General features: G+C 45.7%; 15 protein-coding genes. 6 read left to right on the forward strand and 9 right to left on the reverse strand.

The features are described from left to right. Positions 1-73: 73 nt before the first annotated feature. Both L3C95_RS06260 and L3C95_RS06265 read left to right on the forward strand, forming a co-directional pair. Positions 74-2,608: a phosphocholine-specific phospholipase C gene (locus L3C95_RS06260; RefSeq protein WP_236385934.1), complete on the forward strand. Its 2,535-nt coding sequence runs from the start codon at positions 74-76 to the stop codon at positions 2,606-2,608. A gap of 41 nt (positions 2,609-2,649) precedes the next feature. Beyond that, entirely contained in the window at positions 2,650-3,366 is a 717-nt protein-coding gene (locus tag L3C95_RS06265) for a 3-ketoacyl-ACP reductase (protein WP_236385936.1), read from the forward strand. A gap of 53 nt (positions 3,367-3,419) precedes the next feature. Here the strand turns inward: L3C95_RS06265 and L3C95_RS06270 are convergent, their stop codons facing one another. From L3C95_RS06270 to L3C95_RS06305, 7 genes are all read right to left on the reverse strand, one after another. Continuing rightward, a complete protein-coding gene (locus L3C95_RS06270; protein WP_236385937.1) occupies positions 3,420-3,845 on the reverse strand; it encodes a SufE family protein in 426 nt (141 codons plus the stop codon). 91 nt (positions 3,846-3,936) lie between these two features. Beyond that, the gene (locus L3C95_RS06275) at positions 3,937-4,827 is read right to left on the reverse strand and encodes a DUF4349 domain-containing protein (RefSeq protein ID WP_236385938.1); all 891 of its coding nucleotides are present in this window, start codon (positions 4,825-4,827) and stop codon (positions 3,937-3,939) included. Positions 4,828-4,999: 172 nt separating this feature from the next. Further along, positions 5,000-7,135, reverse strand: a complete 2,136-nt coding sequence (locus tag L3C95_RS06280) for a DNA topoisomerase 3 (protein ID WP_236385939.1) — start codon at positions 7,133-7,135, stop codon at positions 5,000-5,002. Positions 7,136-7,180: 45 nt separating this feature from the next. Beyond that, a complete protein-coding gene (locus L3C95_RS35095; protein WP_317207679.1) occupies positions 7,181-8,851 on the reverse strand; it encodes an FAD-dependent oxidoreductase in 1,671 nt (556 codons plus the stop codon). A gap of 55 nt (positions 8,852-8,906) precedes the next feature. Next, positions 8,907-10,313 (reverse strand): ATP-binding protein, encoded by a 1,407-nt coding sequence (locus L3C95_RS06295; RefSeq protein ID WP_236385940.1) that lies wholly within the window; start codon positions 10,311-10,313, stop codon positions 8,907-8,909. Between the two features lie 350 nt (positions 10,314-10,663). Next, a complete protein-coding gene (locus tag L3C95_RS06300; RefSeq protein ID WP_236385941.1) occupies positions 10,664-11,665 on the reverse strand; it encodes an alpha/beta hydrolase in 1,002 nt (333 codons plus the stop codon). A 129-nt stretch (positions 11,666-11,794) separates the two neighbouring features. Then, on the reverse strand, positions 11,795-12,700 hold the full coding sequence (locus L3C95_RS06305) for a helix-turn-helix domain-containing protein (RefSeq protein WP_236385942.1): 906 nt from the start codon (positions 12,698-12,700) through the stop codon (positions 11,795-11,797). Positions 12,701-13,027: 327 nt separating this feature from the next. On the opposite strand from L3C95_RS06305, the gene L3C95_RS06310 reads away from it, so the two are divergent. The 4 genes from L3C95_RS06310 (at position 13,028) to L3C95_RS06320 (ending at position 17,656) form a co-directional block, all read left to right on the forward strand. Continuing rightward, positions 13,028-15,244 (forward strand): sigma 54-interacting transcriptional regulator, encoded by a 2,217-nt coding sequence (locus L3C95_RS06310; protein ID WP_236385943.1) that lies wholly within the window; start codon positions 13,028-13,030, stop codon positions 15,242-15,244. A 141-nt stretch (positions 15,245-15,385) separates the two neighbouring features. Continuing rightward, positions 15,386-15,508: a hypothetical protein gene (locus L3C95_RS34915; protein WP_262915820.1), complete on the forward strand. Its 123-nt coding sequence runs from the start codon at positions 15,386-15,388 to the stop codon at positions 15,506-15,508. 9 nt (positions 15,509-15,517) lie between these two features. Beyond that, on the forward strand, positions 15,518-16,615 hold the full coding sequence (locus tag L3C95_RS06315; RefSeq protein WP_236385945.1) for a radical SAM protein: 1,098 nt from the start codon (positions 15,518-15,520) through the stop codon (positions 16,613-16,615). A 3-nt stretch (positions 16,616-16,618) separates the two neighbouring features. Continuing rightward, entirely contained in the window at positions 16,619-17,656 is a 1,038-nt protein-coding gene (locus L3C95_RS06320) for a Gfo/Idh/MocA family protein (protein ID WP_236385946.1), read from the forward strand. Here L3C95_RS06320 and L3C95_RS06325 read toward each other — a convergent pair. Both L3C95_RS06325 and L3C95_RS06330 read right to left on the reverse strand, forming a co-directional pair. Further along, the gene (locus L3C95_RS06325; RefSeq protein ID WP_236385948.1) at positions 17,653-19,041 is read right to left on the reverse strand and encodes a porin family protein; all 1,389 of its coding nucleotides are present in this window, start codon (positions 19,039-19,041) and stop codon (positions 17,653-17,655) included. The two genes, L3C95_RS06320 and L3C95_RS06325, sit on opposite strands and share 4 nt — an antisense overlap. Then, positions 19,028-20,032, reverse strand: coding sequence for a FecR family protein (locus L3C95_RS06330; protein ID WP_236385950.1), 1,005 nt, complete (start codon positions 20,030-20,032; stop codon positions 19,028-19,030). Before L3C95_RS06330 ends, L3C95_RS06325 begins: the two co-directional genes overlap by 14 nt. Between the last annotated feature and the right edge of the window lie 7 nt (positions 20,033-20,039).

Raw genomic sequence — 20,039 nt, forward strand, 5'->3', positions numbered from 1 at the left:
TAGTATTAAATTACTTTGAAAGTTACCGGCATATAGCTTCAGCTTGACAGAGGTTATGTATCTTGTCGATACTATGGATACAAGGAGAGACTTTATCAAAAAGGCCGCCTTATTATCAGGCGGTACGGGACTGGCGGGCGTATTGCCTGCATCTATTCAAAGAGCGCTGGCTATTGATCCTGATGCAGGAAGCACCTTTCTGGACGCGGAACATATTGTATTGCTGATGCAGGAAAACAGATCCTTCGATCATACGCTGGGGACACTAAGAGGGGTACGAGGCTTTAATGATCCGCGTGCGATTACACTGCCCAATAAAAATCTTGTATGGCTGCAGTCAAATGCTGAAGGAGAAACGTATGCTCCTTTCCGTTTGGATATTAAGGACTCTAAGGTTACCTGGATGAGTTCTCTTCCGCATTCCTGGGAAAATCAGGTGGATGCCCGTAATGATGGTAAGTATGATAGGTGGCTGGACGTAAAACAATCCGGCAATAAAGAATATAAAGACCTGCCACTTACAATGGGGTATTTCACAAGGGAAGATATTCCCTTCTATTATGCACTGGCAGATGCATTTACTGTGTGCGATCAGAACTTCTGTTCTTCGCTGACCGGTACAACTCCCAACAGGCTGTACTTCTGGACAGGCACTATTCGTGAAAAGCAAAGTCCGGATGCTGCGCCTAATGTGCGTAATTCGGAAGTGGATTATCCTGTTCCGGCCAGCTGGACCACTTTTCCTGAAAGACTGGAAGAGCACGGCATTAGTTGGAAAGTGTATCAGAATGAGCTGAGCGTGGGAGTAGGTTTCACTGGTGAAGAGGATGCCTGGCTGGCTAATTTTACCGACAATCCGCTTGAGTTCTTCTCACAGTATAGACCTCAGTTTTCGATAGCCCACTATAAACATTTACAGCAAAGCATCCTCCGGTTGACCACTGCTATCAAGACATTGGAAGGCGAGATCCTGGCTGGCAACGTCACTGATATGCGGAGTAAGGACCTGAAAGAGAAGCAGACGCTGCTGGAAAGACTGAAAGAGGAGGAAGTAAAATGGCGTCCGGAGAAATTTGAGCTGCTTTCCGAAAGGGAAAAGAACATACATAGAAAGGCATTCACTACCAATGAAAAAGATCCTGATTATCATCAGCTGACCACTCTGCAGTATCATGATGGTAATACAGAACGTACAATGAAAGTGCCTAAGGGGGACATTCTATATCAGTTCAGGGAGGATGTAAAAAAGGGAGAACTGCCTATGGTGTCCTGGATTGTGGCGCCGGAGAATTTCTCTGACCATCCGGGAGCGCCCTGGTATGGCGCATGGTATGTCGCAGAGGTAATGGACATCCTGACACAAAATCCGGAGGTATGGAAGAAAACAATCTTTGTACTCGCGTACGATGAGAATGATGGTGATTTTGACCATGTGCCTCCTTTTGTACCACCGCATGGGCCGGGCACAGGTCTCGCCTCTGCCGGTATTGACACCAGCGTGGAGTATGTGACCCGTGAGCAGGAATTGCGGAAAAAGGGCGTGGACGAAAAGGATGTAAGAGAAAGCCCTATTGGTCTGGGTTACCGTGTTCCATTGATCATTGCTTCTCCATGGAGCCGTGGAGGTCTTGCCTGTTCAGAGGTATTTGATCATACATCCGTATTGCAGTTCCTGGAACATTACCTGAGTCATAAAACAGGTAAGTCAATAGTTGAAAGCAACATCAGTGGATGGCGTCGCACTGTATGTGGAGATCTGACGGCTGTGTTTCGTCCATATAACGGGGAGAAAATGCGTCTGCCCGTGTTTGGCGATAAAGACACTTTCATTGAAAATATCCACAAGGCACAGTTTAAAGAAGTGCCTTCTGGTTTCAAAAAGCTGACAGCAGCAGAGATCGCAGCTATTAACCAGGATCCGGCTGCTCCTCATATGGCAAGACAGGAAGAAGGCATTCGTCCGGCATGCGCATTGCCATATGAATTGTATGTCGACGGAAAACCGGGCGGTGACAGGAAGTCTTTCGAGATAAAATTCACAGCCGGTACAGAACTGGCTGGAAAGCAGTCTGCCGGCGTACCGTTTAATGTATATGCACCGGGTAAGTATCTGTCGGAAAATAAGGGCACTTATGAGGCAGTGAGAACATGGGCTTATGCAGTAAAAGCAGGAGACAGTCTGACGGACAAATGGCCTTTGGCATCATTTGAAAACGGCTCGTATCATCTGCGGGTATATGGTCCCAATGGTTTCTACAGGGAATTTATGGGAGATGAGAACGATCCGTTGGTGGATGTGAAGTGTGGATATGAGCGGAAAGGTAAAGCATTTACGGGCAACGTTTCTCTGCAATTGGACAATCTTGATACTACACATGCATATACTGTAGAGATCACTGATCATGCATATAAAAGCGGTAATCATAAAAAGGTGCTGGCGGCAGGGGCAAAATCTTCTATAGTGCTTGATCTAAGCAAGAGCTACGGCTGGTACGATTTCAGCGTACGTATCATTGGGAACAGGACATTTGAAAGAAGATACGCCGGACATGTGGAAAATGGAAAAGTCACATTCAGTGACCCTGCGATGGGAAGAGTTAAGTTATAGTAGAACCTTACCTTTGCAGGTGAAACCACAAATATGTAAACATGGAATCAATAAAAGGTAAAAACGCCCTGGTAACAGGTGCCGGAAAGGGAATAGGTAAAGCGGTGGCAAAACAACTGGCTGCAGAGGGAGTGAACCTCGCTTTGCTGGCACGCACGGAGAAAGATCTGCAAGCCGTTGCTGATGAGTTGAAAGGAACAGGTGTAAAGGTGGTATATGCTGTTGCTGATGTAGCAGACAGGAAAGCGGTAGAAGCAGCTATCGAAAAAATGAGCACAGCACTTGGCAGCATTGATATCCTGATCAACAATGCAGGCATCGGTAAGTTTGCAAAGTTCCTGGAGCTGGAACCTGAAGAATGGGAACAGGTAATAAAGGTGAACCTGTTTGGTGCTTATTATGTAATACGTGCAGTATTGCCAGGCATGTTGTCTCGTCAGAGCGGTGATATTGTGAATATATCTTCTACTGCAGGACAGAAAGGCGCACCGGTGACCAGCGCATACAGTGCATCTAAATTCGGACTCATAGGTATGTCTGAGTCGCTGATGCAGGAAGTACGTAAATCCAATATAAGGGTAACGACATTAACGCCCAGTACAATTGCAACGGATATGGCGATAGAGCTGAAACTGACGGATGGTAATCCTGAGAAGGTGATGCAACCTGAAGATTTTGCGGAGCTGATCGTAATGCAGTTGAAACTGAACAGGCGAACATTTGTGAAGGAGGCCGGTTTATGGTCTACCAACCCGTGAGTAATCTTATCATATTGTTTTAAAGGTCCCGCACTCCGCGGGACCTTTTATTTTTACATGGCTTGTAATAACTGTATCTGGTAGGCAACGGCCTGCGATTTCATCTTACGCAATATTAATGGCCACTGTACAGAGAAGAATGGCTGAAAGAGACCAGATATTTCATTCATGAAATAAATATCTGCATCAGCAATATCCTTTGGATGGTTGCCAGACAAGATCCGGCTGAACATGGCGAGCAGGCCATTGCTGTCTTTGTCACTGGACCAGGCAGTAAACCATACTTTTTCCTTGATATAGACGGCACGCACCCACATATCTGAAATCCAACCCTGTACACGATAATGATCGTGTTTATATTTATCTTCTATCGGCGGCAATGACCTGGCAATATTTTCTATGTAATGCTGACGGCTTTCTTCATCGTCCAAAAGGAGAACATCCTCGATCAGTTTATCCTGTGCTTCATTTATTGACATAGATTCTCGTTTTAAGGTGACAATATGAAATTAAGAATATATGCCGAGGATGGGGACTCCAAAACGGAAAATGTTTTTATGGTGACAGTTGTCACTCTTCCAGTTTTTTCGCAATCTTACTAATCACCTTCAACCTGTCAATGATCACCAGCAGTACAAACGCTCCACACAATACGCCCAATGCTGCAAACACGAGATAAGTAAAATAATGTATCGTCCATTCCAATGCTACTCTCACCCTGTGGATAAGACTGATCTTCTTTTCTGTTGCTCCTTCATACAATGATAGCTTCACTGTACAGAACTCATTCTCCGTATCGAAATTGCCCAGTTCTACGCCTAAATCCTGTAGTTTCCCCTCTGTCTCAAGTATCTTGTCGTGCAATGCTACAAGGTCCGTAATGGGGCCTGGCTTTGATTTTAATTCGTTGAGGGATTCCAGCGTTTTCAACAGGGACGCCTTTTGCGCATTCAGCTGACGATACTCATTGGTCTTATCTACTTTGGTGATCTGGGTTGCCCTGATCACACCTATTTTCTGGACAGCGAGATAAAAGGAATCAAATGCTTCGGGGTTCACACCGATCATCAGGTGTAATTCCCTGCTGCCTTTCAGCCCCAGTGCCTGTTCATATTGCACAATGGCTTTAAAGGCTTCTGTCTGTGCCGCGATTTGCCTGCTGTCCTGCTCGAAGTGTGAAGACTTTGTTTTAACAGAGGCAGTTTTCTCATATTTCTGACTGGGCGAAACAGCCATATCTGGTTGATGCTGAATTCCCTGGCTCTTGAACTGCACCTTTTCAGATGCATAGTTTTTCCGGAGATTACTGATGCTCTCAAAGAAGTCATTGCTATAGTCACCAGATTGGCGACCATCAGGGGCAACATAGCCATAAATAAACCTGAAAATGAACAACACGAGGAAAACAAGGGAGGCCCAACGCACCAGTCCCCAGATGCGGGCTTTAAAACTTTTCATCATATAGGGTAAAAATTATGTATGTAAGTTAAGCCATTTTTGATGACGATGGTCGTGTATTCCGTATATACCTCCGGCCACAATCACGCAGGAGCAACCATTAAAGTCTGCAACCGGTGTATAAAATAGTACCCGGACGGAATTTGGAGGCATTGTCAGGTAATAGCGCAAGCCACTATTGCTCTATTGCCAGTTCAAAGGCGGCATTGAGAATCAATTTACCTTCCGTTTCACTTTCTGTGCCTGTCAGTTTCCAGCCTTTTATTTTACCGGTTTTTCCTTTGGTTAAGAGGTCTGCGATCTGTTTATCTGTCAGCTTCTTGCCAAATACTTCAAAGGGTACTTTAAATCCGCATACCTTAAAATTGGCACAGCCATAGGCAGTATTGCCCTTCTTTAAAAGATGCGCTTTACATTTAGGGCACTGTTGCTCTTCTATTACAACAGCCTTTTTTGGCTCTTTGGGTTTCGCTTCTTTTTTAGGCTTTTCTTCCTTGTCTTTTTCTTTTTCCGCTGGTTGGTCAGGAGCAATGGTGATCACCTTATAATTAGCCGTTTTTACCTCTTTGGTCAGATCTATGACCATCTGGATCAGTTCCTGCTTAAACGTCTCCATGGCATATTCGCCTTTTTCAATGAGGCGCAGCTTACGCTCCCACATACCTGTCAGCTCCGGACTTTTCAGCAGTTCCGTCTGAATAGTATCTATGAGATCTATGCCCGTTTGTGTAGCGAAAATATTCTTCTTACGCTTCTCTATATACTTCCTGCGGAAAAGGGTTTCTATAATATTCGCACGTGTGGAAGGACGGCCAATACCATTATCTTTCAGCAGTTCACGCATTTCCTCATCTTCCACCTGCTTACCCGCAGTTTCCATCGCACGTAGCAAGGTAGCCTCTGTAAATGCTTTGGGAGGTGAGGTCTTTCCCTGATGTATTCTCGGAGTATGAGGCCCACTTTCACCCACCACAAATACTGGGAGGATCTTTTCCTCTTCTTCTCCCTCTTTCTTAGGAGCTACATCATTGGCATATACTTCTTTCCAGCCGGGCTCCAGAATCTGCTTACCGGTCACTTTAAACTCTACTTGTCCTACTTTACCAAGTACAGTGGTATTGGAGATCTTACACTCCGGATAGAAAGCTGCAATGAAACGCCTTGCCACGAGGTCGTAAATACGTTTCTCTTCCAGTCCCAGGTTGGCCGGATAAACGCCTGTTGGAATAATGGCATGGTGATCTGTTACCTTCTTGTCGTCGAAAACAGTTTTTAGCTTAGGAATAGGCTTGGCAAGAATTGGCGCTGTTAATGCCGCATAAGGCGTCATATCCTGCATGATTCCTGCAATCTTAGGATGCAGGTCTTCCGAGAGATAGGTGGTATCCACCCTGGGGTAGGTGACCAGCTTTTTCTCGTAAAGGTTCTGGATGTATTTCAGCGTATCATCGGCAGAATAAGCATATTTCTTATTGGCTTCTACCTGTAATGCCGTGAGGTCAAACAGGCGGGGATTACCCTCTTTACCTTCTTTTTTCTCGAAGGAAGTGATCTCGAAAGGATGCTCCTGCAGATAGGCCAGCCCTTTCTGAGCCCTGTCCAATATTTTGATACGATCGATGGTAGCGGTGAATTCTGTTTCCCGGTATATCGTCTTTAACTCCCAGTATTCCTCAGACACAAAGGCATTGATCTCTTTCTGTCTGGCTACGATCATGGCGAGCGTAGGGGTTTGTACTCTCCCGATGGAGAGCACTGTTTTCCCCATTGCAAATTTCTTGGTGAACAGCCGGGTGGCATTCATACCCAATAGCCAGTCGCCGATAGCCCTGGCGCTGCCGGCGGCATAGAGGTTATTGTACTGGTCAGCATCTTTCAGTTTCTGGAAGCCCTCTCGGATAGCTTCTTCTGTCAGGGAGGAGATCCATAATCTTTTGACGGGAGCGGTACATTGCGCTTTGAGCAATACCCAGCGCTGGATAAGCTCTCCTTCCTGTCCGGCATCCCCGCAGTTGATCACTTCTTCACATTGCTGTACCAGTTGCTCTATGACTTTGAATTGTTTTTCTACACCGCCGTTATTTATAAGTTTGATGCCGAAGCTGGATGGAATGATAGGAAGGTCTTCCAACCGCCAGAACTTCCATTGTTCTGTGTAGTCATGTGGTTCCTTCAGGGTACAGAAATGCCCGAAGGTCCAGGTCACCTGGTACCCATTGCCTTCATAATATCCATCCTTACGTTGTTTAGCGCCGATAATCTCTGCGATATCTCTGGCTACGCTTGGCTTTTCAGCAATGCAAACCTTCATAGTCAATTAAACAGGGATGCAAATGTCGTATAAATAGACAGAAAGCTACTTAACTTCTGCCAGGTATTTATGCACAAAGCTGATCGCCATAGAGCCTTCCCCTACCGCTGCGGCCACCCTGTTCATGGCATGGGCGCGTACATCTCCTGCGGCAAAGATGCCCGGACAGCTGGTTTCCAGCAGGTAAGGGTCGCGGTTCTGTTTCCAGATCTTACCAAACGAGTCGTAGTTTTTGAGGTCCCTGCCGGTTTCAATAAACCCTTTATCATCTTTAATGATGTCCAGCTCAATCCAATCGGTGAATGGCTTGGCGCCTATGAATATATAAAGCGCGTCTGCATGTACCTGCCTGCGCTCCTTCGTCTCAATATTACAGAGACAGAGTTGCTGCAGTTTATCCGTTCCCATGGCCTCCGCAATTTCCGTCTTGGGCAGTACAGAAATATTAGGTGTACCTGCAATCTGCTCTATCAGGTAGGCCGACATGGTACTGGTCAGATCTTCTCTGCGGATGATGATATAAATACTCTTCGCAAACTTAGACAGGTACATAGCAGCCTGTCCGGCTGAGTTACCTCCTCCTACAATGTAAACCTCTTTATCTTTACAGGCAGCTGCTTCAGTGGTGGCAGCGCCATAGTAAATACCTGCGCCGGTGAAGTCAGACACTCCTTTGGTTTCCAGCTGGCGGTAATCCACGCCGGTAGTAATAATTACACTGCGTGTATTGATCTCCGTACCATCTTCCAGCACAATTTTTTTATAACCGTCTTTCTGCCTGATATCTTTTACCGACTGTGGCGTAATGAATTCTGTACCCAGTCTGGTGGCCTGTGCAATTGCTCTGCGCGTCAGTTCCGCCCCACTTAGTCCGCTGGGGAAACCCAGGTAGTTCTCAATACGAGAGCTGGTACCGGCCTGTCCGCCGGGAGCCCGTTTTTCTATCAATAATGTTTTCAAACCCTCAGAAGCGCCATATACGCCTGCCGCCAGTCCCGCCGGACCAGCCCCGATGATCACCACATCATAGACATCCAGCTTCACCTGTGGATTCAAACCGGCTTTACGGGCTATGTCAATGATAGATGGACATGAAAGACAGCCTCCATCGTCAAAAATAACCACCGGAAGATCTTTAATGGAAAGGTTATTGACATTCAGCAGACGCGTAGCTTCTTCTGATGCCTGCACATCTAGCCACTGATAGGGAATAAGGTTGCCTGCCAGGAAGTCTTTAATGGCGTGCGACTTTGGCGAGAACTGATACCCCAGTACCTTGATCCCCTTAAAATCCGGACGGTATATTGCCTGCCAGTTACCAAGCAGATCGTCGATGATGGGATACAATTTCTCTTCCGGCGGACTCCATGGTTTCACCAGGTAATAGTCCAGTTGTACAGAGTTAATAGCCCTGATAGCAGCATCCGTATCAGAATAGGCCGTCAGTAACACACGTCTTGCATCCGGATAAAACTCCATCGCTTTTTCGAGGAATTCCACACCTTCCATTTCAGGCATACGCTGGTCTGAAATGAACATAGCTACCGTTTCCCCTTTATTCTTCAGTTCCAGTAAAGACTCCAGTGCTTCACTGACTACGGTCGTGCTTATTATTTTATAGTTATCGCGGTATTGCTGCTTGAGATCTCTCACAATGGCACGTAACACTTGTGCATCGTCATCAATACAGAGAATATATGGCTGATTGTGATTCATATTGTTCTGTTCTTAGAATGGCATAAGTCAATTCAAAATTAACTTATAAATACAATTATCCATGAATGGGAAGGGACACGATAAAACGGGTCTCTCCGGGTTTGGATTCTACATTCAGATAACCTTTGTGTTGACGGACTATCTGTGATACAATATCCAGTCCAAGTCCTGTGCCTTTACCCGGATCTTTTGTTGTAAAGAACGGATCATATATTTTGGCGATGATATTTTCCGGTATACCTGGACCATCATCAGTGATGATAACCTTCACACAATCCTTGTCTCGTTCCGTTCTGATGATAAGTTTACCTCTTTTATTCACTTCCATCGCATCCAGCGCATTATCGATCAGGTTGGTCCATACCTGGTTCAGTTCCCCGATCAGTGCACGAAGGGGAGGCAAAGTGGTATCATATTGCTCTACCAGTTCAACATTCCCTTTGCGTAATTTATAGTGCAGAATGGAAAGCGTATTCCGGATACCATCATGGATATTGGTAAGTTGTTTATCATACCCCTTATCCATATGGGTGAATGATTTTACGGAACCTACCAGGTCCGCAATGCGTTTGGATGCCTCCTCGATATCAGATACAATTTTTTCCGTAACCAGGTTATTATTGATCCAGTTGAAGACAGGCGAGATATCATTAGCCCCCAGCCGTTGCCTGAATTCATCGAGGCGTTCTTTGGTAAAGCCAAACTCCACGAAGTTCTCTGCCAGTTCCACGCTGTTCTCTACATTGAGTTCATCCAGCCACTCTGTTAATTCATCTTCTTTCTGAGAGCGCTGTACAAGTGTCATAGTAGATTGCTGTGACCTGTGCTGTGAAAGCACTTCAAACATTTTCTCTTTCACAAGATCAATAGCTGCTGCATCCATACGGATCTCCATGATCCTTTTGAAGAACTCCGGCTGTAACTGCAGGTGTTTCTTCATGGAATGTGCTCCTCTTACAACGGCAGCAGCAGGATTATTTAGCTCATGGGCCAGTCCGGCCGACAATTTACCCAATGCCATCATTTTTTCACTCTGCCGCAGGAAAGAAGTATAATCTCTTACACGATTGGTCATAATGTGCACAAGCGCCTGGGTAAGCTCAAAATGGTTGCGGATCAGTTCCTGTATTTTCTCAATAGGCAGATTGAGTACTACCGTATCTTCAATCACTTCTCCCGCTACCTGGTATACAGTTCCTCTGGAAAAAGGGAGGTATCCGACTATCTTGCCAGGTTCTACTATAAGCAGTTCGCGTAGCTCATTGTTCTGCTTCTGGCATATTCTCACAAGGCCGGACACAATGAGTTGGGTTCCGAGCATCATGTCGTCGACTTTGAACATATAACTACCGGCCGGATATTCCTGCCGTTCACTATTATCAATGAACCATTGCAATTGGTTGTCGGGAACGCCCTGAAGTGACTCGATGGAGCGCATCCATTCAACGGTGGTATTAGTCATGGAAGGATGATTATTGGCCAGAAAGATACTTATAATTCGGCTACGTTCACACAGTGATAGTTGTCGGATTTATGTTTAAATGGGTTTAAATCCTCAAACGGTGAGATACTATAAACGATGAGATGCTACCAACATAATATGGTTGTACTACGAACAAAATTGCTCCGGACGGAGCTGGCAATAACATCCAAAGAGCATTACAAATAATGCCTGACTAATATAGATACAGTCCCTGAAGCTATAAGCGGACCAGCCACCAACCGGCTGTCCGGAAGTATCAACGGTTGTGTAGCCGGAGACTGCCGGCCATCCGGTGGTCTCCAGCTACACAACCGTTGTAAAGACAAATTTTACTTCAATGCATTCCTCAGCTCATTTGCCGCATGCCTCAATGCAGACTGCACCGCCGGCACATCTGCAATGGGGTTCAGCAAACCATAATCGTGGATCATGCCCTGCACACGAACAAGCGTAACTGGTACCCCTGCCTCATCCATCTTTCTCGCATAGGCTTCACCTTCATCCCTCAACACATCATTCTCGGCTGTCTGCACCAATGTAGGTGGCAATCCCTTCAGCTCTTCCACACTCGCCTGCAAAGGAGATGCATAGATCTCTTTACGCTGCGCCTCCGGCATATAATTATCCCAGAACCAGATCATCATGTTCCTTGTCAGGAAACGTGAAGTCGCAAACTGATGATAAGAAACAGTATCGAAGTTAGCGTCAGTCACCGGCCAGAAAAGCACCTGGAATTTGATTTCAGGACCTTTTTTGTTCTTTGCCATTAACACAGTAGCAGCAGTCAGGTTGCCACCAACGCTGTTACCTACCACCGCCAGGCGTTTTCCATCAATATTCAGTTCTGCACCATTAGCAGCGATCCATTTAGTGGCAGCATATGCTTCATTGAGCGCCACAGGATATTTCGCTTCCGGAGAACGGGTGTATTCCACAAATACGGCAACAAGCCCGGAATAAACTACCAGGTCCCTGACAAAGCGCTGGTGCGTGGGGAAGTCTCCCAATACCCAGCCACCACCATGAATGAACATGAAAGCAGGCAGTACGCCGGTTTGTCCTGCCGGACGTACAATAAACAGTTTTACACTCAGACCATCTTCACTGATCGTTTTTTCAGTTACTTCCACACCGGAGAGATCTACTTCTACGGATTTCTGCGCTCCTTCCAATACTTTACGGGCATCGCTGGGTGTCATCGTTTCCATAGGATCGCCGCCAGCACCGTTTAATACATTTAAAAAAGCCTTGATGCGTGTATCAATAGCCGGGTCGATAGCTGGGTCCAATACAGCGATAGTATCGCCAACAGCGATTAGATGTTCAGTCATATTGTTATCTTTTTATGGGTTTAATAATATGGATACCCACAAATCTATTGCATAGATATACTGGCGTCAATGGCAGAATGACGGCGTCCGTTGTATAATTACGGGGAAAAGAATGGATGAGCAGGCTATCTAATCGCGGGTCACAGGAATGAGTTCAGTTATCAGCCCTTTCTTGAAACTGGAGAAGTTCATTCCCGAGTTATTCTTAAAGTACTTACTAAAATGAGAATGGTCTTCAAAGCCCAGCAGATAAGCTATTTCTTTCATGCTCACATTTGAATGCAGCGCCTGTCTTTTGGCTTCCATAATAATATGCTGTTGTATATGCGAACTGGCAGGTGTGCCCGTGATCTTTTTGACGATCCGGTTGAGATGATTGGCTGTTACAAAAAGTTCGCCGGCATAATCCGCCACAAATTTCATTGTTCTGAAATGCACTTTTACCAGAGAGACGAATTTCTGCACCAGTTCAATTTCCTTGGACTGGACCAGTTCATGCACACGGAGCTGCAGTTTCCGCGTGATATAGATCACCAATACATTCAGCAATCCCGCCAGTATTTCCGACCGCAAAAGATAATGATGATTATATTCCTTCTCCATTTTCTCCATCAGGTCTTTCATTTCGGCTTTCATTTCTTCATCGGCTTTTACGACCGGTATGCTCATGCCGTAAATGTTGGTATCCAGCCAGGTGCTGCCGGTTGTATACGTGGCCCAGCGATAGAGGAAATCCTGCGAAAATGAAAGGTAATGCCCCTCCGCACCTTCCTGCAACCGGCAAATCCTCACCTGACCAGGGGTAAGGCAAAAGATCATATCTGGTCCGACAGAATGCTGAACAGTATCAATAGTGATCTGCCCATTGCCGGCTTTTAACCAGATGATCTCAAAATACTGCAGTCTCTCGGGTTGTTCATTTAAGTGAAGCCTGTCGCGTCTCATCTCTTCCAATGTATGTATCTCAAAATGACTGTCCCGTTCGGACCTGACATGCAGGGGTGCATTGGGTAACACATATGTAGTGGCGTTCATAAAGTGTAGTTTCAGTTCAACTGATAATATGCTAATCTGATGCCATGCTGTAACTTGTTGATCCGTATTTAATTATAGGATTAATGCACTGAAATCATTGATCATATATGGCTAATTGGTCAGTGCATTATTGTTATTTCAAGATCTGCCTGCGAATTAACAGCTTCCTTGTTTTATATCGCTGAATCCCTTACCCGATTGTTCATATATGAACAATTATATGGGCTTTTTGTTAATTAACTGAGTATGGTTCAGTGTTTTATGAGAATGGTACATCACTTGCTGAGCTCACCATACCTTTTTCATCCCACGAAACCACCTGTTTATATGGGTTTACGAAAATCTGACATGCCACACGAGTTGCCGGATATCACTGAAATGTCCGGCAGAGATGATATTATGCTGACAAGAGTATTGTTGTCACTTACGACAGACATAGCCAGGTTGCTGGCGGTCAGTCATACAATAGCCAGTCCACAGGAAAAGCAAAGGCTCATCCACACCATCAAGAAATCTTTGCAGACCTTCCTCCGGTTCTCTGATATTGCTATTGTCCAGTATAACCTTAAGAAAGGCGTCTACAAGGTTTTCCTGGAAGATTGTGAAAAGACCCGGCAGCACGACGATTTTGAAATGATGGCTTCCCGTGAGTATCCGATCAGAGACGGCCTGCATGATGTACTGATGCAATCGGCAACGGCTGTATTATTTTCAGTGCCGGAACTACAAAAACAAGGTGCTATCCAGTTTGATTTCCTTCATGCAGCAGGCATTGCGGAAATAGCGGGTATTCGGCTTATGCATAATAATGAAGTCTTTGCTGGCATGGCTCTATTGTCAGAAACACCTGACTCATTTTCTAAGGAAGATCTGCGTCAGATAGAACGATTCTCCTATCACCTTTCAGGCTCCCTGGCAAACATACTCGCCAATGAGGCCATCCGTCAGCGGGAAAAAGAAAAGGAGATCCTGCTTTCGCTTAGTGCGGATATTGCCAGAACGAGAGGGCTGCAGGACCTGATCACTGTCCTGCGATGCAGGTTGAAAAGCATTTTATATCTCAATGATATTACTATTAGTCTTCTTAGCAGCAACAAAACGCACTTTAGAGTAATAGCAGAAGATACAGAAGAAATACGTTCATCTGATCCCGCTTATCAGGAACTCGTTTTCGCCGAATATCCGGTGGCAGATGGCGTTCATGATGCGCTGCTGGCTTCAGACAGTCCAGAGGTCTTTGATGTTGAACAAGTGCTTAGGAATTGTCCGATTAAACATGCCGGGTTCCAATTCATTTATGAGCACGGCATTAGAGAACTGGCGGGTGTAAAGCTGGTGAACCAGAATGAAGAAATAGGATTTCTGATAATACTTTCTGAGGAAAGGAATGCTTTTCGCGATACAGATCTGCGCTTGTTACAAGGCATCTCTGATCAGCTGGCGGTAGCATTGGCCAATATCCTCGCTGATGAAAGGATCAAGCGGCAGCTGAAAGAGATCAAAGGATATAAGGAAAAACTGGAAGAGGAAAAACTGTATCTGCAGGAGGAGATCAGTAGTGGATATACATACAAGGATATCATAGGTGCAGGGGCAGAAATGCAGCAGTTATTCTACATGTTATCCCAGGTGTCTGTTTCCCAGAGTACTGTGTTGCTATTAGGAGAAACGGGTACAGGAAAGGAGCTGATTGCGCGGGCCATTCACAATTCTTCCCCGCGTAAGGATAAATTGATGGTAAAGGTCAATTGCGCCGCATTACCGCCTAACCTTATCGAGAGTGAGTTATTCGGGCATGAAAGAGGGAGCTTTACAGGCGCCCTGGAACGCAGGATTGGAAAGTTTGAACTGGCTAACCATGGTACGCTGTTCCTTGATGAAATAGGTGAATTGCCTCCGGGACTGCAGGTCAAACTGTTGCGCGCTATACAGGAAAAAGAGATTGAAAGGGTAGGAGGGAAGAATACTATTAAGACAGATGTCAGGATCATTGCAGCAACAAACCGTAATCTCCAGAAAGAAGTTACTGAGGGGCGTTTCAGGAGCGATCTTTTTTACCGGCTGAATGTATTTCCTATAGTACTACCGCCGCTACGGGAACGAAAGGAAGATATACCATTGCTGGCTGCCCATTTCATTGACCGCTTTGCCCGTACTGCTGGTAAGAAGAACGTCCGCTTGTCAAGTACTGCCATGAAACAGTTAGAGGCATACAATTGGCCGGGTAATGTCCGTGAACTGGAACATGTGCTGGAAAGGAGTATCCTGCTGATGCAGGGTAATGTTATCAGGGAAATCCATTTATCTTCCCCGCAGGCCGGGGCAGAGAATAAGGCAAAGACTGAGGGGGATTACAGCAGAACGCTGGCGGAGGTTGAGCGGGATTACATTCTCGGTGTGCTGAATAAGTGCAGAGGAAAAGTGTTTGGGCCGGGAGGTGCAGCAGAAGTATTGGGACTACATGTGTCGACGCTTAATCACCGGATCAGGAAATTAGGTATCCACAAAGAGCATAAGTATTTTATAAAAATGCCGCAGCACTAACCGGCATTACAGGTCTGATAACGTTACAGCCGTCCGGTCACAGGGCGGCTTTTATTTTTTCTCCCACGCGTAAGGGTATACATCTCCCATTGTGTTGTTATAGTAAAGAATGCCTGTTAAATACTATTTAATGACTGACCTATGGAATATGAAGAACATCAGAAGCATGAGGTGCTGGCAAAAATGCTGGGTTACCTGGTGCTGCCTTTTTTAAGCTTTATGTTTATTGTGATCATAGCTATTCTTATTTATTCGCTCTCTTAAGTAACATTCATGTATACTACTGCCGACTATGTATCTCGGGCCTCAAGGTTCGTGCGTAACCAGCTACAGCCGACTTCAAAGAAATTGTCCACCCTGATGCTCTATGCTACAGATCTGTGTCAGTCCCGCTGCAAGCATTGTCTGATATGGGCAAAACGACCGGTCGTACATCTTCCGATGGAGAAGATCGTGGAGATCATGCAGAGTGATTGTATCAGCAAATCTACCAATATTGGTCTGGAAGGAGGTGAGTTCCTGCTGCATCCGCAGGCTTTTGAGATCTTGCAGTGGTTCAGCCGGTTTCATCCTGTATATGATCTGTTGTCGAATTGCCTGGATCCGGGAAAAGTAATTAAAGCGGCAAAAGAATATGCACCCAAACGCCTGTTCATTTCCCTGGACGGCAATAAGGAAACGTATCAGTTCATGCGTGGAAAGGATGGCTACGATAAAGTGTTACGTGTAATCAAAGAGCTGCATAAAGAACAGGCTATCTCTGTCATGTTCACGTTGTCTCCCTACAACAGTTTTGATGACCTTCGGCATGTAATGCAGGTGTGTGCCGAATATGGAACAGATCTGCGGATCGGTATCTACAACAATATCTCCTATTTCGATACAGTAGAAACAGCGCATACTGACAATGTTATTTCCAGTGAAGTACCTGCCGCTACTGCCGCCCGTCTTGAAATACCTACTGATATTATTCAAAGCCTGCAGGGGTTTGATGAAAACCTCGATTTCCTACAACTGTATAAATACTGGCAGCAGGGGGAATTGAAAATGCCTTGTTATTCCATTTTCGATAGCCTTGTAGTATTGCCCAATGGAGATGTTCCCATCTGTCAGAACCTTGACCTGAAGCTGGGAAATGTGTACAACCATACACTCGACCATATCTTTAATGATGCCGCTACTAATGCTGTACAGAAACATCACTGTCATAACTGTAATGGTTGCTGGATCAACTTCCATCGTAAGTACGATATAACGTTGCTCCGGCAATCAGAACGGTTATTGGGCAACCTGATCACAGAGAAGTTGTTTGGTGATTATCAGTGGAACAAACAGAAAGAAAGTTTTAAAGCTGTAATGGCAAAAGTGTAGTACATGTTGAAGCTGGTTATCGATACATATAAACAATGGCGGAGAATGAAGATGTTAGGCGGGCTGTTTAGCGACGGCCCGTCCTTCGCTTTTATAGGAGTAGGGCAGCATAGTATAGACAATTTATATCCCGTAATATTAAATATGGGCGTCCGTATTAAATACCTTTACTCCCGCCAGTTACAGGTTGCTACACAGGCTGCGCGTCTTTTTCCCGGATGCACAGGTATATCCGAGCTCTCTGTGATATTAAATGATCCGGCAATACGGGGTGTTTTTATCTGTTTGAAGAATGAACACCAGCTTCCTTTGGTAAAGGCTTGCCTGGATGCAGACAAATACGTGTTTGTGGAAAAGCCGGCTGTCAGCAGCTATGCGGTCCTGCAGCAACTGATGGCCCATCCTCATGCAGATAAATGCATGATTGCATTCAATAAGCGTTTCAGTCCTTTGAACCGGCATCTGAAGAAGAATATCGCCAATACCTACAGTTATCAGGCCCGTTATATTACAGGTGCCTATCCGGAAGGAGATGCTATAATGGAGTTATTCTGTCATCCTATTAATAATGTATTAGCGTTCTTCGGGCCTGTAGAGCAATATACGCTGTTACATCATTCAGACGCAAATGGAAGTTTACATCTGCAGTTGCTGGTAAAGCACCGCCAGGCAACCGGCATGTTGGAACTGTCCACCTGCTATTCCTGGTCATTGTTTACCGATACACTGCAATGCCTCACTCCCCGTAACGTAATTGAAATAACCTATCCGGGTAGTTTCCGGATTACGCCTCTGGGCAGGCAGTTTGCGGGAGTACCCTTTGATAAGATCTACAACAGTCGGCGCCAGCTAAGTGAAAGTAACTATACAACGGCAACACCGGTGGCGGGGAATAATCCTATAGTACAGTATGGTTATCGTGATGAGATCCATTATTTCGTTACACAGGTACAACAGGGTAAAATGCTGCACCGCGCAGCACCCGGTACATTCAGGGATACGTTCCGATTATTGGATGAACTGAAACAAGCGATGGGTTAGAGCCGGTAACTTATGCCGATCTGGAAACCAATCCATACCCTGATATCTTCTATTTCTTCGGCAGGAGACCTGTGAAGTGTATATGGAGGTCTGATAGTCATGTAGTCTTTTTCGGGAGTTAATGATATCTCCTGGAGGGTGGCCACGCTTAAGGACCAGGTGCTCAGTTGGTAGGTGCTTTTCAGATGATTGAATACAGGCCCGGCATATACTGACAGGTGTGGCGCTATACTTTTCTGTGCAAAAAGACAGACCCTTTGCAAGCGGCTGTTCACAAAAAGCGGTGGTCTTGTATTGGTAGTGTCATCATCAATGTGTATAGGTGTTTCCTTAAAGAGCTTTCCCGTTGTTGCTTCCAGCTCTATCAGCCAGCCGTTATTTAGAGGATAACTGATGCCGGCTCCGTAGCGGAAGCCCGATACTGAAAAATTGGTACTCCACGACACAATACCGTAAACCAATGTTATACCTGCTTTGGCCTGCAGGTTGGCATAAAGCGCATCATCTGCCGCAAAGCCTGCCTGTACAAATGGTTTGAAAAGGCCCGGCTTTTCATAGATATACCGTTTTTTTTCCCGTCCTGCAGGTGGACTAAGGGGGATTAATGCCGGCGATACCGGTTTTATAGCAGGAATAGTGATCTGTAGTGGAGCGATGCAGGACAATGAATTGGGAATAAGATGCACAGCCATATCTGTTGCCGGTGTTGTTACAGCCCGATCAGGCTTAATGGCCGTTTTAATATCTTTTGCTTTGCTGGTACGATCTGTAAGAATATTCCGGCGATTATTATTGTTCTTGTTAGATGCGCTGTGAGATGATGCCCCTGTCTCTGATCCTTTATTGGGCCCCATCTGGCTGGCCGTACGGGCGCCCGTATGATAACGGGCAGTATTTTTACGAGTGGCAATATGATCTGTTTGTTTAGATGCCGGCATGCTGATCTCTTTGCCTGCTATGCTGACCGCCTGCCGGCTTATACCTGTTGGCTTGCGTGCTGCGATCTGTTTGGTTGTTTGTGTAAAAGCGGCCGTTTGGCTAGCAGCACGCTTGTTGTTTATCTGGCGAAAGATGACATGATCCTGGTAAATGACATATTCTGAACCTGTGGCTTCCTTGATCATCGTCAGCAACTGTTGGATGGAATAAGAAGACTGCCGGAGCTGAAGCTGTTTCCAGGCTATTATCTTTTGGGCGTTAAAGGATAGTATGAAACCTGTTTGTGCTGTTATCATATCCCCCAGGGTAGTAATATTCACTTCCTTTAGCGGTACACGTACTTTTTTGTCTAACGATGGCGTGGTTGTCTGTGCCCTGGCGCCGGTTAACAGTAATACGCATATCGCCGTCAGGCATGCCTTTCGAAATAACTCAATTACATTCATTCCCTTGCAGATAAATAGTAGGCCCTTCCATGCGATACTGAATAGACAATGATGCTGTAATGACCTCCATTACATACTCAATAGGCATATTGGTAAAAGAAGTCGTGAGTGTGCAGTCCGCCAGTTTTTTATTTTCCAGTACGATCTTCACGTTGTAAGCTTTTTCCAGGGTACCAACCACTGATGCCAGCCGGGTTGCCTGGAACCGGAAGACTTTGGTAGCATAGGCATAGTCATTGCTTCCTTCCAATTTTGTTGTGGAAAAGTGATGTGTATCCACCAGGTATGTACTTTGCATCCCACCTTTTACGATGACGCTGTCATTATTATCAAAGAAAAGTACAGCCCCATTGTCTACCTGTACCGTGACGCTGTCTTTGTTAGTTCTCACATTGAATGCCGTGCCTATCACTTTGATGTCAGCGGAACCAGTATGTACAATAAAAGGTTTTCTAGCATCAGGAGCGACAGAAAAATAAGCTTCTCCGTGCAGGTGTACTGTTCTTCCAGCATCATCAAAGGAAGCAGGGCGTTCCAGCCGGCTGCCCGGTGTTAATGTCACACTCGAATGATCGGGTAAAGTATCCCGGAGGATATCATCAGAAGATGTAAGCGCCAGCATAGAAGGGACCTTCGTGGGTTGCCACGGATGGAGGAAAACGAGGAGTGCTGCTCCAAAGCATAAAATGAATACAGCAGCTACAGCCCGGCGGATAAATAGTGTACGTAGTAAAGGTGTTTTGCGATTCCCCTCCGGAGGGGTGGCGCCAATATTGAGCCGTTGCAGCTCCCGCTGAAGATCCGGAGCGTTATAAGTTCCTTCTTTGCCTGCATGCGACCATACCTGCAGATATTGCTGCAGCAGCCGTTTGTTGTCCGGAGCCTGATCCACCCATTCATCAACGGCGATGGCCTCTTCCGGGCTCGCTTCTCCTGCCAGGTATTTTATCAGCAGAGTTTCAGATATCGCTATGTTTTGTTGTTTACTCAATGATAAG

The organism is Chitinophaga filiformis, from assembly GCF_021646545.1.
GTDB lineage: Bacteria > Bacteroidota > Bacteroidia > Chitinophagales > Chitinophagaceae > Chitinophaga > Chitinophaga filiformis_A.

Bases quoted from the DNA above. Each gene is read 5' to 3' on its own strand.
- L3C95_RS34915 (WP_262915820.1), top strand. From the start codon at position 15,386: ATGGAATATGAAGAACATCAGAAGCATGAGGTGCTGGCAAAAATGCTG.
- L3C95_RS06300 (WP_236385941.1), bottom strand. From the start codon at position 11,665: ATGACTGAACATCTAATCGCTGTTGGCGATACTATCGCTGTATTGGAC.
- L3C95_RS06295 (WP_236385940.1), bottom strand. From the start codon at position 10,313: ATGACTAATACCACCGTTGAATGGATGCGCTCCATCGAGTCACTTCAG.
- L3C95_RS06280 (WP_236385939.1), bottom strand. From the start codon at position 7,135: ATGAAGGTTTGCATTGCTGAAAAGCCAAGCGTAGCCAGAGATATCGCA.
- L3C95_RS06270 (WP_236385937.1), bottom strand. From the start codon at position 3,845: ATGTCAATAAATGAAGCACAGGATAAACTGATCGAGGATGTTCTCCTT.
- L3C95_RS06320 (WP_236385946.1), top strand. From the start codon at position 16,619: ATGTTGAAGCTGGTTATCGATACATATAAACAATGGCGGAGAATGAAG.
- L3C95_RS06260 (WP_236385934.1), top strand. From the start codon at position 74: ATGGATACAAGGAGAGACTTTATCAAAAAGGCCGCCTTATTATCAGGC.
- L3C95_RS06265 (WP_236385936.1), top strand. From the start codon at position 2,650: ATGGAATCAATAAAAGGTAAAAACGCCCTGGTAACAGGTGCCGGAAAG.
- L3C95_RS06275 (WP_236385938.1), bottom strand. From the start codon at position 4,827: ATGATGAAAAGTTTTAAAGCCCGCATCTGGGGACTGGTGCGTTGGGCC.
- L3C95_RS06305 (WP_236385942.1), bottom strand. From the start codon at position 12,700: ATGAACGCCACTACATATGTGTTACCCAATGCACCCCTGCATGTCAGG.
- L3C95_RS06310 (WP_236385943.1), top strand. From the start codon at position 13,028: ATGGGTTTACGAAAATCTGACATGCCACACGAGTTGCCGGATATCACT.
- L3C95_RS06325 (WP_236385948.1), bottom strand. From the start codon at position 19,041: ATGAATGTAATTGAGTTATTTCGAAAGGCATGCCTGACGGCGATATGC.
- L3C95_RS35095 (WP_317207679.1), bottom strand. From the start codon at position 8,851: ATGAATCACAATCAGCCATATATTCTCTGTATTGATGACGATGCACAA.
- L3C95_RS06315 (WP_236385945.1), top strand. From the start codon at position 15,518: ATGTATACTACTGCCGACTATGTATCTCGGGCCTCAAGGTTCGTGCGT.